Source organism: Terrilactibacillus laevilacticus (assembly GCF_006517395.1).
GTDB classification, from domain to species: domain Bacteria; phylum Bacillota; class Bacilli; order Bacillales; family Sporolactobacillaceae; genus Terrilactibacillus; species Terrilactibacillus laevilacticus.
In genome coordinates this window covers 85,030-97,686 of the sequence record NZ_VDCY01000010.1, presented here as the reverse complement: position 1 = coordinate 97,686, position 12,657 = coordinate 85,030, and the positions used below count along the sequence as shown (strand labels likewise).

Annotated in this window: 14 protein-coding genes; 5 read left to right on the top strand and 9 right to left on the bottom strand. The window is 36.9% G+C overall.

The features are described from left to right. Positions 1 to 619: 619 nt before the first annotated feature. The 8 genes from FG390_RS11705 to FG390_RS11675 form a co-directional block, all read right to left on the bottom strand. Positions 620 to 1,840, bottom strand: a complete 1,221-nt coding sequence (locus FG390_RS11705; protein ID WP_141191217.1) for a M20 family metallopeptidase — start codon at positions 1,838 to 1,840, stop codon at positions 620 to 622. A 16-nt stretch (positions 1,841 to 1,856) separates the two neighbouring features. Next, positions 1,857 to 2,831, bottom strand: coding sequence for a P1 family peptidase (locus tag FG390_RS11700; RefSeq protein ID WP_141191216.1), 975 nt, complete (start codon positions 2,829 to 2,831; stop codon positions 1,857 to 1,859). Continuing rightward, entirely contained in the window at positions 2,832 to 3,389 is a 558-nt protein-coding gene (locus FG390_RS11695; protein WP_141191215.1) for an ECF transporter S component, read from the bottom strand. A gap of 57 nt (positions 3,390 to 3,446) precedes the next feature. Continuing rightward, on the bottom strand, positions 3,447 to 4,289 hold the full coding sequence (locus tag FG390_RS11690) for an energy-coupling factor transporter transmembrane component T family protein (protein WP_141191214.1): 843 nt from the start codon (positions 4,287 to 4,289) through the stop codon (positions 3,447 to 3,449). Beyond that, positions 4,273 to 5,163 (bottom strand): energy-coupling factor transporter ATPase, encoded by an 891-nt coding sequence (locus FG390_RS11685; protein ID WP_141191226.1) that lies wholly within the window; start codon positions 5,161 to 5,163, stop codon positions 4,273 to 4,275. Before FG390_RS11685 ends, FG390_RS11690 begins: the two co-directional genes overlap by 17 nt. After that, entirely contained in the window at positions 5,160 to 6,026 is an 867-nt protein-coding gene (locus FG390_RS11680) for an energy-coupling factor transporter ATPase (protein ID WP_141191225.1), read from the bottom strand. Before FG390_RS11680 ends, FG390_RS11685 begins: the two co-directional genes overlap by 4 nt. 773 nt (positions 6,027 to 6,799) lie before the next feature. Further along, a complete protein-coding gene (locus tag FG390_RS15820; RefSeq protein WP_181406482.1) occupies positions 6,800 to 6,952 on the bottom strand; it encodes a hypothetical protein in 153 nt (50 codons plus the stop codon). Between the two features lie 88 nt (positions 6,953 to 7,040). Next, positions 7,041 to 7,229, bottom strand: coding sequence for a hypothetical protein (locus FG390_RS11675; protein ID WP_141191213.1), 189 nt, complete (start codon positions 7,227 to 7,229; stop codon positions 7,041 to 7,043). Between the two features lie 209 nt (positions 7,230 to 7,438). Between FG390_RS11675 and FG390_RS11670 the strand changes: the two genes are divergently transcribed. From FG390_RS11670 to bioA, 5 genes are all read left to right on the top strand, one after another. After that, on the top strand, positions 7,439 to 8,302 hold the full coding sequence (locus FG390_RS11670; protein ID WP_141191224.1) for a metallophosphoesterase: 864 nt from the start codon (positions 7,439 to 7,441) through the stop codon (positions 8,300 to 8,302). Between the two features lie 194 nt (positions 8,303 to 8,496). Next, positions 8,497 to 9,063 carry a biotin transporter BioY gene (locus FG390_RS11665; protein ID WP_141191212.1) on the top strand — a complete coding sequence of 189 codons (567 nt, stop codon included), beginning with the start codon at positions 8,497 to 8,499 and terminating at the stop codon, positions 9,061 to 9,063. Further along, a complete protein-coding gene (bioD, locus tag FG390_RS11660; protein WP_141191211.1) occupies positions 9,060 to 9,323 on the top strand; it encodes an ATP-dependent dethiobiotin synthetase BioD in 264 nt (87 codons plus the stop codon). The genes FG390_RS11665 and bioD (FG390_RS11660) overlap by 4 nt, the downstream gene beginning before the upstream one ends. A gap of 35 nt (positions 9,324 to 9,358) precedes the next feature. Further along, positions 9,359 to 9,760, top strand: coding sequence for an ATP-dependent dethiobiotin synthetase BioD (gene bioD / locus FG390_RS11655; RefSeq protein ID WP_181406481.1), 402 nt, complete (start codon positions 9,359 to 9,361; stop codon positions 9,758 to 9,760). A 2-nt stretch (positions 9,761 to 9,762) separates the two neighbouring features. Further along, on the top strand, positions 9,763 to 11,139 hold the full coding sequence (gene bioA / locus FG390_RS11650) for an adenosylmethionine--8-amino-7-oxononanoate transaminase (RefSeq protein ID WP_141191209.1): 1,377 nt from the start codon (positions 9,763 to 9,765) through the stop codon (positions 11,137 to 11,139). Between the two features lie 716 nt (positions 11,140 to 11,855). Here the strand turns inward: bioA and FG390_RS11645 are convergent. Then, entirely contained in the window at positions 11,856 to 12,638 is a 783-nt protein-coding gene (locus FG390_RS11645) for a 3-hydroxybutyrate dehydrogenase (RefSeq protein WP_141191208.1), read from the bottom strand. Positions 12,639 to 12,657: the final 19 nt, after the last annotated feature.

The window sequence follows — 12,657 nt, the reverse complement described above, 5'->3', positions numbered from 1 at the left end:
TTCTATGGATGAGTTGTGGTGACTTTATTCTACCAGGAAAAGGTCTTCCTTTTTCATTGTTTTATTCATTTACACAAAATATTTTACACTCTCACTGAAAATGGAGAAAAACGATTATAGTATACTTCTTTAACACCTCTTTCTATTATTTTCTAAAAATTATTATATATATCATATAACATTGCATTATCTGAAAACAATGACTATTCAAACTAAATATTTTGTGCTATTGCACAAAGGATGCCTTTTTTTCTAACCATTTCATACATATGCCATTGGCCATCATGTGTTTCATAACAATAACAACCATCTGCACCAGGTCTTGCAGCTGCAACTTATTAGCCATTTTTTTCAATTCACAAAAATATGATAAACATGATAATGGCTGCGATAATATATCTCATGCCACCACCAAAATTGGATTAATCATATTAACTGCTATTTTCCCCAAATTAACATTAGCTCCCCAAAAGAACACTGAGAATAAAATAAGATCGACAACCCAATTTTTCAGTGGTCCTCCGCCTCCCTATTCCATATTCTAATGAACAAAAATAAATTAGAGTCGACTATAGTATCAGTCAACCCTAATTTTTTCTTCTATAAGGTAGATTTTGGTTTACTCATTTAAAAAGTTTAATGCTGCGACGGCATACATTTCGGTAGTTTTGATAAGTTCATCAATATCAACATATTCATCAGCATGATGCGGAACATGTCGATCACCTGCACCAGTAACAACAACTGGTATTCCCTCCATATGAAGAAATGTTCCATCTGTTGCTCCTGGAACGCCATTATATAAAGGTTCCTTTCCAGTCACACTTTTATAAGCATTCGCAATCGATCTAACCACTGGATCATTTTTATCCGTCTCAGTCCATGGTCTTTCTTCGATAACTTCTAATGTCGCTTTAAAATCTTCATCTTCTTCTCCTAAACGTACTAATATATCTTCCATTTCCTTTTTCAATTCACTATGTTCTTGATTCGGAACCGTACGAATATCTAATGTAGCCATACATGTATCAGGCATAACATTAATTTGCGGTTCCCCAGTGACAGGGGATTGTAAAATCGTAGGCGTAATACTTGGCAGGCCTAACATAGGATGTTCACCAAGACGCATTTTTTCCCGTTGTTCTAACTTGTCTAATTCCACTAAAATTTTAGCCATCTTTGTCATCGGATTGATCCCCGTTAGTGGCATAGCTCCGTGTGCCATTTTTCCATATGTTTTTATAATGACTCGCATGGCTCCTTTTTGATAAATACAGAGTTGATTCTCTTCTGGTTCACAAATAATGGCTCCATCGACGCCCTTAGCCCATCCTTTGTGAATGAAATCTTTGATACCAATCATCAGCCCCTCTTCGTCACAAGGAATACATAAGAGTATTTTCCCTTTGAATGATTCCCCAGACTTCTTAATAGCTCGAACAGCCGATATTGCAGCAGCTAAATTTTCTTTCGTATCGCAAGCTCCACGACCATAGATACGACCATCTTTTATCTCAGCACCAAAGGGATCAAAACTCCACTTATCGAGATCACCTTCTGTAACGACATCCGTATGTCCCTCAAATAAAAGAGTTTTTCCAGGCTTTCCTGAGTCTAAAAATGCGATAACATTGGGTCTTCCAGGAACAACTTCTTGTATGTGAACGGTAAGCCCCATTTCTTTTAGATAATCGGCTACAAAATTGGCGACTTTTTCTTCGTTTCCATCTTTTTCATTAGGACGATAGACACTTGGTATTTGGATTAACATTCTCGTTAAATCAATTAATTCATCTTGATCTACATAATGTCTAACATTTTCTTTAGTACCACCTATCATTAAAACACATCTCCAATCATTTTCTGTATTTTAAAAGGTCCCTATGTGATGGAAAACCTGGAATGCTTTCTGCTGAATGAATGGCGTTCAAGACAGCCTCAGCTAGAACCTCAGCTGTTAATGTCCCAACTAAATCAACGGTTGCATTCACTTTACTAGTAGCTACTGCAAACAATGTATCTCCATCATGCATCGTATGAACAGGATAGATCGTTCTCGCTAAGCCATCGTGTGCCATGGATGCCACTTTATTAACTTCAGCCTTTGTCATTATCGCGTTACTTGCTACTACACCAATTGTGGTATTAGTACCTGGTAATAATGCTATTGGCTTTTCATTCATCATCCAGTGCAAACATTCCTTGATCTGTCCATCATCATCCCTAACTCCAGCAATAATCTCTCCAGTCGATGGATTACGTATTTCTCCAACCGCATTCACAGCAACCGCCGCTCCAACAATTAAACCATTAGGACATATGCGTGACGCATAACCTAAACCACCTTTCATAGCACGCTCTTGACCTGCTATTTTTCCTACAGTTGCTCCACAACCAGCACCTATATTCCCCATTTTAAGCTGTCCCCGAATAGCTCTCTTAGCTGCTTGATAACCCATTTCTTTTGTCGGTCGAGCGGTAGGGTCACCCACTGGTAAATCAAACAAGACTGCAGCAGGTACTATAGGAACCTTGCATATCTCAACATCTAATCCAATATCTTGTTCTTCTAGATACTGCATTACACCACTCGCAGCATCTAGTCCATATGCACTCCCCCCGGAAAGACAAATACCATGAACTTCTTCTACTAGATTCATAGGTGCTAATAATTCTGTTTCTCTTGTGCCTGGTGCCGCTCCTCGGACATCAACACCGCAAATGGTTCCTTTATCTAATAAAAGAACAGTACAGCCCGAATATCCAGGAACAGCTTCAACATTTCCAACCTTAATACCAGGAACATCTGTAATATTATTAAATGTAGTCATTTAAAATTTACCTGAAATTTTTGATTTTTGTTTCACTGATACGCCAATCTTTTTCCAGGAGGCGACAATGGCTAGAGTAACAATAATACTAACAATAGCTTCTGGAATCCCATTTGTTATCGCTACACCAATTGCCACTTTTGGAGCCATGTAACCTCTAACAACTGCCATGAATAAAACAAGAACTGTATTGGTCAATGATCCAATGAAACCAGCAACACCAATAGCAACATATTCATTAAAACGTTTCAATCCGAAGTAAATAAAAAATGCAACGACACCAATAAATAAACGAGGTAAGATTGCAACTAACGGATCTTTAAACAAAGGAACAGTTGCTTCTAAAAAAGAGGATGCACCAAATATAAGACCAATAATTAAACCAACGATTGGGCCTTCCATAATACCACCAATAATAGCAGGAACGTGCATGATTGTTGCATTCCCAGCTGGTGTTGGAACTGGTATATAGCCTAATCGAGTGACACCTAGCAATATGGCTATCGCACTTAAAACCCCTGCAACAACAATTCGACGAATGGTTAAACCTTTTTCCATTAAACACTTCCCCCTTTGTTTTAACAGTTTATAATTTTAGTAAAACCTCATGTGTAACTAATATGGGAATGGATAAAATAAAATCAAGATTGAAAAGAGAATACTGAACAAAAGAACCATGATGTCAGTTACTTTAATATGATATCTTTTATAATTCGAGCGCACTTCACCAGGTGTATAACACCTTGCTTCCATAGCTAAAATTAAATCTTCCGCTCGTTCCATTGCTGAATTAAATAATGGAATAATCAGAGGAAACATGTCTTTCGTACGTTTAACAATTCTCCACCATTGACCTGTACCAAATTCTGCACCTCTAGAAGCCTGTGCTTTCATTAATTTTTCCATTTCCATTGCAAAAGTAGGTACAAAACGAATGGCTATAGTAATAATAAGCGAGAATTCATGTACAGGAAATTTAATATATTTTAATGGTTTTAATAGTCTTTCCATGCCATGAGTGAGCTCTGTTGTAGATGTACTGAGGGTTAGAACACTACTTATCAAGATAATTTCAACAAATCGCATAGCTGAGACAACCACCAGTCGCAAACTGTCAGTGGTAATTAGAATAAACCCACTTTTAACTAGAACTGTTCCTCCTGATGCAACACTGCCGTAAAATAAAAGCTGTAATATAGCTAAGATGACCACAAAGGGGATGGCAGGCTTAATACCTGATAGACCGTATCTAATGGGAATACGAGACAACATAAACAAAGCAATAGAAAAAGCAAGAATCACAATATTCCCAAAATAAGTCCCACAAATAGCTATTGCAATAAGCATGATAGTAAAGCTTAAAAGTTTAAAACAAGCATCTAATTTATGAATTATAGAACCTGTAGGAATGTATTGACCAATCGTAATATTACGTGTTAATTCAAACTGAGATGCCATTTGCTCTCACCTCCTGAAAGTACTGTAAAATCGAACTAATTTGATTAGCAACCCCATCAACTTCGTACTGTCTTGAATCTATTGAAAAGCCGGCATCCTGCAGGAGGTATAGAATCTCCACTGTTTCTGGTGTTCCGATGTTATTTTCCTTAAGAATATTTTTATTACTGAAAATTTCACTCGGTGTTCCATCAATAATATTTGTGCCATTTGCCATAACATATAACCGGTCGGCCATGTACGTAACTTCTTCTAAATTATGGGAGATAAAAATAATTGTAATATTCTCTTTACGATTTAGTTTTTTAATCCGATCTAGTAATTCGATTTTTGAACGAGGATCTAACCCAGCTGTCGGTTCATCAAGGACAAGAATTTCAGGTTGTAAAGCCAAAACCCCAGCTAAAGCTACCTTTCGTTTTTGACCACCACTTAATGCGTAAGTAGGGCGATCCTTCATTTCATCAAAAGGAAGACCAACCATTTCCATAGCCCATTCAACTCGGTCCCTAACTTCTTTTATAGGTAACCCCATTTTCAACGGACCATAAGCAATATCATCTCCGATTAATCTCTCAAAAAGTTGTGACTCTGGATTTTGAAATACCAATCCTACTTTTCTTCTCAATGCTTTAATATCTATTTTAGAATTTAATACATCCTCCCCATCAACAATCACTGTTCCTTTTTGAGGAGTCATTAGTCCATTAAAGTGTTGAATTAAAGTCGATTTTCCAGAGCCTGTATGACCAATTATGGCAATACATTCCCCTTTATTAATTGTCATATTGACATTCGAAAGGGCTCGATGCTCTAAAGGGGTATTTTTCATATAGACATGTTCTAAATCTCTAATTTCTAAAATCGGTTTCATCGCCACTCATTCTCACCTCCTTTCAACAGACGTTTCACTTCATTTACTATTTCATAAGAATGAATAATTTCCGGATTAAAATTAGCATGATTATGATGGACTAATTCTGCTATTCGACTAGCAGCTGGGACATCGAGCTGTATATTCTGCAAAAATGCTTTCTTTTGGAATATCTCCCGTGGTGTCCCTTGCAGTACAATGTTTCCTCCTTCAATAACGATGACCCTATCAGCTTCTGCCACTTCTGACATGTGATGTGTAACTGTTATAATTGCCATACCATCATCATTCAATTTTCGAATAACCTTTAGTATATCTTTTCTCCCATAGGTATCTAGCATACTGGTTGCTTCGTCAAGCACAAGACATTTTGGCATCATCGCGATAATACCTGCTATCGCAACACGTTGTTTTTGACCTCCTGATAAATGATGAGGAGCACGTTTTGACATTTCTGACATTCCAACAACATCTAAAGCGAACCGAATTCTTGATTCCATTTCATCCATCGGTACCCCTGTATTCTCCAAACCAAAGGCCACATCATCTTCAACTGTGGTTGCAATAAGTTGGTTATCTGGATTCTGAAATACCATACCAACTTCTTGTCTAATCCTTTTTAGTAAACGTTTTTCTTTTGTATTCATGCCATTTACAAGAACTTCTCCTTGTGATGGCTTTAATATCCCATTTAAATGCTTTGATAATGTTGATTTTCCTGACCCATTATGGCCAATAATCGCCACATACTCACCGGGATAAATATTAAAGCTTATATTTTTTAGAACAGGTATTTTCTCGTCCTTATTTACAAGGTACTGAAACGAAACATCTTCGACTTGAATGAGTGGCTTCTTACCTATCATCATTATCCCCTCCTGCTCTATTCTAAATTTATTAAATATTTTAATAATTCAACCTGGAATTCTTTTTATAGAATTTTACATAAGCTACCTACTGATAAGGATATGCGTTAAATGACATAATTCGTCATTTTTCGATAAATAATTTTTATGATAAATACATTTATCCATTCATTTTATATATAACAATATCATAAACAAATAATTATCTGAATTCAATGACGATTCTAACAAAAAGTATTGTGCAAATGCACATTGGTATCTCCATAAAATGTTAGTAGTTATTGTGATAAAAAATAAATGCTGATCGCAGAACCTCTTTTGCTAATAAATCTGAATCCAGCCATTTTATATAATCGAATTTCAATAATTTCATTCAACAGCTTTTCTCACATATTGTAAAAAGGCCCAGCTTAAAAAACGGGTCCTATTATCTATTAAATCAATTGGGACGAAAAATTAACCCCTTTAAAGAAAATATTGCATTTTTTTCGGGGGATTAACTATAAGCTAGTCATTGGCTTACCTCTTTTTCTAATTTCTATTTTTGCGATGAAAACTCACATGGAAATAGATATCACACCAATGTTTTACATCCTAAACCTTCTAATTAATACCATTAACTCCCTGCCATCTTGGTTAAAGAATTTACAGATGCAGCTATTTCCTGCATGGAGGCTAATTGCTGTTCAGTAGTAGCAGAAACATTTTGTGCTCCTAAGTTAGTCTGCTTCTTTAACAAGATCAATGACATGAACTATTTGTTCCATTCCTTACTTAACTTGTTCCACTGAATCAGAGACTTCTGTATTTTGTTTACTAACCTCACCAACAGATGCTTCAATTTCACCGAAAGTAGAACCTGCGTTACTTACGACCCCAATGCCACCTTCAACTTCAGCGGTTGCCTTCTGTATGGAGTTCACAGCTTTAGTCGTTTCTTCTTGTATCATATGGATTAAATGATTTATCTGACTGTGAAGACTGTTCTGCTAATTTCCTTTACTTCATTAGCTACGACAGCGAATCCCTTTCATTTTCTCTAGCTCTACCCGCTTCATTGCTGTATTTATAAGCCAATAGATTCATTTCAGCCAACTCTGTTATCCCTTTTGAAAACTCATCTATTTTATTAGAATGTTTTCCAAATTCCGTAATGAAATGAGAGATTTCTTTACCTGCTTTGCTGATCGTATGCTTCACGACCGTTTTAATATCAACATTCCCATCTTCTGCTTGATTGGACGTTTTAATGGCTTTTTAATAAACACTTCGTTTTATAGTACCTGTCACCGACGCCCTTATTTTAGATTTCTATTAGAACTCGCACATAAGTTATTTCCATTAATTACAGGTGCCAATCCCCTTTCTATTTCCCTATAATTGTAAATAAGGAGGCGATAAGTTTGTATATGTGGATTTCAATGGTTTTTATTGTCGGTTTATTCATTGTTCTTTTTATTAAAGGTTATAAAAATACCCAACACGTGGTGATCAACCATGTCTCAATAGATGCATCAAGACCTTCTGAAGATTCCATGGGAGATCCTCTTCGGATTTTGCACCTGTCTGATATCCATCTTGAAAGGATATCTATCACACCTGACCATCTTTATGAACGTTTGAAAGATCAATCCATTGACTTAATTGCCTTGACAGGTGATTTTTTAGATAAAAAACGAAGTATTCCTAAACTAATTCCTTATCTAGCTATCTTAAATAAATTGAATCCAACATACGGAATATATGCCGTATTTGGAAATCACGACTATGTGCTTAAACAACCAAACTTTCTTCAACTTAAAAGAGTATTAGAAGAAAATGGTTGTAAAACAATGCAAAATGAAAATCATGTCATTATGGTGAATGATAAAAAATTAAATATTATTGGAATTGATGATTTTAGTACAAATCGAAGCGATATTGATAAATCATATGAGGGATTAAAAGAAGGGCTTAATCTCGTGCTTACTCATGATCCTAATCTTGTACTCGAAATGAAAGATTTCCCTTACGATTATTTACTTTCCGGTCATTTTCATGGCGGTCAAATCCATTGGCCAAAACCATATCATCTCGCCACTATGGGCAAGCTCGTCAGAATGCACATGATAAAAGGTTTGCATAAACATTATGGGAAGTTCTTTTATATAAATGAAGGACTAGGACAATCTGGTGTCAACGTTCGTTTTGGCAGCCGTCCAGAAATTACAATTCACCAACTCAAACTCTCTTCTGCTTTAATTAAAACAAAAAAAGCAACGGAAGCTATCTAAGTCACCTGAAGAAATTATTCAGGTGATTTTTATTTTCTACCCATCTGACGGTTAACTCACGGAACAACAAATGAATGTCCAAACCATTTTATTTGTTAACCAATAAATAAATCAGGTTGACAAATAAGAAGAACATAAGGCACAATGGTGTAGTGTTGTTTTTTTAAAATTTCAAAGTTTAGGAGGGTTAACTAGTGAAAGCAAAAACAATTTCTTATGTGGCACTCTTTGCTGCATTAACTGCCATTGGTGCATTTATTAAAATTCCTATTCCCTACATTCCATTTACACTTCAAATTCTGGCAGTCTATTTGGCAGGGGCCCTGCTCGGACCGCGTCTCGGCTTTTTAAGTCAATTATGTTATGTGTTAATTGGTCTGATCGGTGTTCCGGTGTTTACAGATGGAGGAGGACTTGGTTATGTATTTAAACCGACTTTCGGCTACTTAATTGGCTACGTTCTCGGAGCCTACGTCAATGGCTGGTTGATAGAACGATTCCGCCTTTCTTCTATCAAGTCAATTTTTTTAGCTAACTTGGCTTCCCTCATTACAGTTTATCTATTTGGCTGTGTTTGGCTTTATGAATCAATGAAATGGTTTCTCCAAACACCTATTTCGGTCTACCATACTCTTCTATATGGTTTTATATTGCCAGTACCAGGTGATTTATTGTTGTGCGCTCTATGTTCCTTGATCATTTACCAAGTAAGACCGCGGATTGCTCAATTTGTAAAAAATAAGGAGGTGCATGTTCAATGAGTGGCGCCTACTTTATTACAGGAACAGGAACAGACATCGGTAAAACCGTAGCAACGAGCGTCCTTTATTTGTCACTTCAAGCGATTGGAAAGACCGTCACCATTTTAAAACCATTTCAAACGGGGTTGATTGAGGAAACGAATACATATCCTGATGTTTCCTGGTATGAACAGGAGCTTGGTGTAAAGGAACCGGGTTTCCATATGCTCCCGCCGGAAACCTCTCCACATCTGGCGGTTAAACTCACAGGACAACAATAAATGTCCAAGCCATAAAAAATCGTATTCAAGATCTGGTGCAACAGTATGACATCGTTTTAGTCGAGGGTGCCGGGGGCTTGGCGGTACCGCTTTTTGAACGGACAAAAGGATTTTATATGACAAAGGATTTTATTATCGATTGCAAACTGCCCGCTGTCTTCATTTCACCAAGCGGTTTGGGGTCCATCCATAATGTGATGACGACATATACCTATGCTAAATTACATCAATTGGATGTCAAAACGATTTTATTTAACCATTTTAACGAAAACAATCAAATTCATCGGGACAATATTGATACAATCGAAAAACTGACTGGGCTTGCAGCTCTTCTACGTATTCCAACCTTTACCAATGTAAAAACAGATCTAAGAGTCTATGTTTCTAATTTGCTGAAAAATGATGACTATATTCAACGACTTAAAGAGGTGTTTTGATAATGAATCTCTACCATGATTTAGAGAAATGGGACAAGGAATATGTTTGGCATCCTTTTACCCAAATGAAAGCCTACCGGGAAAGCAAACCGCTCATCATTGACCGCGGAGAAGGAAGCTACCTTTTTGATGTGGAAGGCAAGCGCTACTTGGACGGATATGCTTCTTTATGGGTTAACGTACATGGCCACAACGATAAAGAACTTAACAAGGCTCTTCACGAACAGGTGGAAAAGATTGCCCACTCAACTCTATTAGGATCTGCCAATGTACCGTCAATCTTACTTGCAAAAAAATTAGCAGAAATTACTCCCGGTCATTTATCGAAGGTTTTTTATTCTGACACTGGGGCTGCTTCCGTAGAAATTGCTCTTAAAATAGCCTATCAATATTGGAAAAATATCGATTCCGAAAAATACTCGCAAAAAAACAAATTCATTTCCTTAAACGAGGCTTACCATGGAGATACAGTGGGTGCAGTGAGTGTCGGAGGGATTGATTTGTTCCATCGGATCTTTGAACCCCTTCTCTTTGAACGAATTCCAATGCCGTCTCCTTATACTTACCGGATGACTGAGTATGGGGATGCCGAAGCCGTTAAGAAGTACTGTTTAGATGAACTGGAAAAACTGCTTAAAGAGCGGGCAGATGAAGTAGCGGGCCTTATCATTGAACCTCTTGTTCAAGGAGCAGCAGGTATGATTACCCAACCTTTTGGGTTTTTAAAAGAAGTGGAGAAATTGTGCCGGAAGTATCATGTCCTTCTCATTTGCGATGAAGTAGCTGTTGGTTGGGGCCGGACCGGATCACTATTTGCCTGCGAACAAGAAGACGTTGTCCCAGATATTATGTGCGTCGGAAAAGGAATCACGGGCGGTTATATGCCACTTGCAGCAACAATTACTCATGATCAGATTTTTAATGCTTTTTTAGGAGAACCAGATGAACACAAAACCTTCTACCATGGTCATACTTATACAGGAAACCAGCTTGTCTGCGCCGTCGCCTTAAAAAATATTGAACTGATTGAAAAGCGAGAGTTAATTAAAGACATCGCCAAAAAATCTAAGCATTTAGAGGAAAAATTAAACATTCTGTATGAGTTACCGGTCGTCGGTGATATCCGCCAACGTGGCCTTATGGTTGGAATAGAAATCGTCAAAGATCGCACTTCAAAAGAAACGTTCACAACTAAAGAAAATATTGTCCCAGACATTATCCAAACAGCCCGTCAAAATGGGCTGATTATTCGAGAACTTGGTCCAGTCATCACAATGATGCCGATTCTGTCCATGACTGAAACGGAATTGGATCAAATGGTTGAAATTGTTTACCGTTCAATTCAAACTGTCACGACTTCACTTAGCCTCCCAAGATAAAGTAAATACACTTATAGAGGTTGTTCAAAAAGTCACCAAATGATAAGCTACGAATCTCGGCGTTAGCTTGTTTTTCCGGTCCTCATGTAGTAAAAACCTACATTCCGGTCCTCAAAACGGCGCCGCCTTGATCTTCTTGCTTCTAATTTGTCACCTTTTTGAACACGCACTTATAACTCAAAATTCGCACCTAAATAATTAGGTAGAACCCTTAAGCTTGTTTTGTAACTTATTGTTTTACTATGAAGCTTGACATGAAGGCTCTAAAAATACAAAAAGCACCTCATTCTTTTGGTATAGTGACATTGTCCAAAAATCACTACCAAACGGATGAGGTGTTTCCTCGTTTCCTATATGACATGATCAAAACTGACCAATCACTTCTATAGGAGTTTCAATTGAACTTTGCTTTAAAGTTAATGACCTTGATTGGACTGATCACTTTACGGCAATTAATCGACCTTTTTTGAAGACACCCGAAAAAACAAACAAGAGCTATCCTTTCTAATTACATCATGGCTTATTTGGAGATTTCATTCTCCAAAGTTTGAGTAATTAAAAAATATAGCCACATCTTTGTCACATTAATTGTGTATTGACATTCTTAGAGAGTAATATAATAAAAACATAAGAAGTATATACATGCCGTTTTAAATAAAAATTACTGAAGCTCTAACTGTATTTAGGACAATTACAGCTTCAGTAAATAAATCCTTTTATTGTGCTGTGTATCCACCATCTATAACAAGAGCTTGGCCAGTAATACTTTTTGATTTATCACTAGCAATAAATAAAGCATAATCAGCGATTTCTTTGACAGCTAATAATCGTTTTTGAGGAACTAATGGATAAATGACTTCCTCCAAGACTTTTTCCAATGACACATTTCTTGTTCTCGCTAAATCTTTCAATTGATTCCGTACTAGAGGAGTATCTACATAGCCAGGTGCCAATGCATTAACCGTAATTCCATGTTCTGCACCTTCAAGAGCCGCTACTTTTGTTAACCCTATGAGACCATGTTTTGATGAGTTATAGGCTGCTTTACCCGCAAAACCTATTAACCCATTGATCGAAGCTGTATTTATTATTCTACCAAAATGCTGTTTTTTCATAATTGGAAAGACATGTTTGATAGCCATAAATGGTGCTACTAACATAATTTTCACCATCTGTTCAAACTTTGCAGTTGGAAACTCTTCAATAGGCGATACGTATTGCAGACCTGCATTGTTAATTAAGACATCTATTCTTCCATATTTATCAATAACTGTTTTGAATGATTTCACTACTGCTTCTTCATCTGTGACATTTAGACCTAATCCAATGACATCATAACCAGATGATCGAAGTTCCTTCGCAGCATTTATAGCGGCTTCTTCATTCAAATCAGTAATAACGACTTTTGCATGTTCTTCGGCAAATGCGGTTGCTATTTGAAGACCAATACCACTCGCTGCACCTGTAATAAAAACAACTTTATTATCTACTAAACTCATGATTTCCTCTCCTTAATAT

What these genes read in the sequence shown, in the direction of transcription:
- FG390_RS11705 (WP_141191217.1), bottom strand. Translation starts at nt 1,840, where the DNA reads ATGATAGGTGGTACTAAAGAAAATGTTAGACATTATGTAGATCAAGAT.
- FG390_RS11700 (WP_141191216.1), bottom strand. Translation starts at nt 2,831, where the DNA reads ATGACTACATTTAATAATATTACAGATGTTCCTGGTATTAAGGTTGGA.
- FG390_RS11695 (WP_141191215.1), bottom strand. Translation starts at nt 3,389, where the DNA reads ATGGAAAAAGGTTTAACCATTCGTCGAATTGTTGTTGCAGGGGTTTTA.
- FG390_RS11690 (WP_141191214.1), bottom strand. Translation starts at nt 4,289, where the DNA reads ATGGCATCTCAGTTTGAATTAACACGTAATATTACGATTGGTCAATAC.
- FG390_RS11685 (WP_141191226.1), bottom strand. Translation starts at nt 5,163, where the DNA reads ATGAAACCGATTTTAGAAATTAGAGATTTAGAACATGTCTATATGAAA.
- FG390_RS11670 (WP_141191224.1), top strand. Translation starts at nt 7,439, where the DNA reads ATGTGGATTTCAATGGTTTTTATTGTCGGTTTATTCATTGTTCTTTTT.
- bioD (WP_141191211.1), top strand. Translation starts at nt 9,060, where the DNA reads ATGAGTGGCGCCTACTTTATTACAGGAACAGGAACAGACATCGGTAAA.
- bioA (WP_141191209.1), top strand. Translation starts at nt 9,763, where the DNA reads ATGAATCTCTACCATGATTTAGAGAAATGGGACAAGGAATATGTTTGG.
- FG390_RS11645 (WP_141191208.1), bottom strand. Translation starts at nt 12,638, where the DNA reads ATGAGTTTAGTAGATAATAAAGTTGTTTTTATTACAGGTGCAGCGAGT.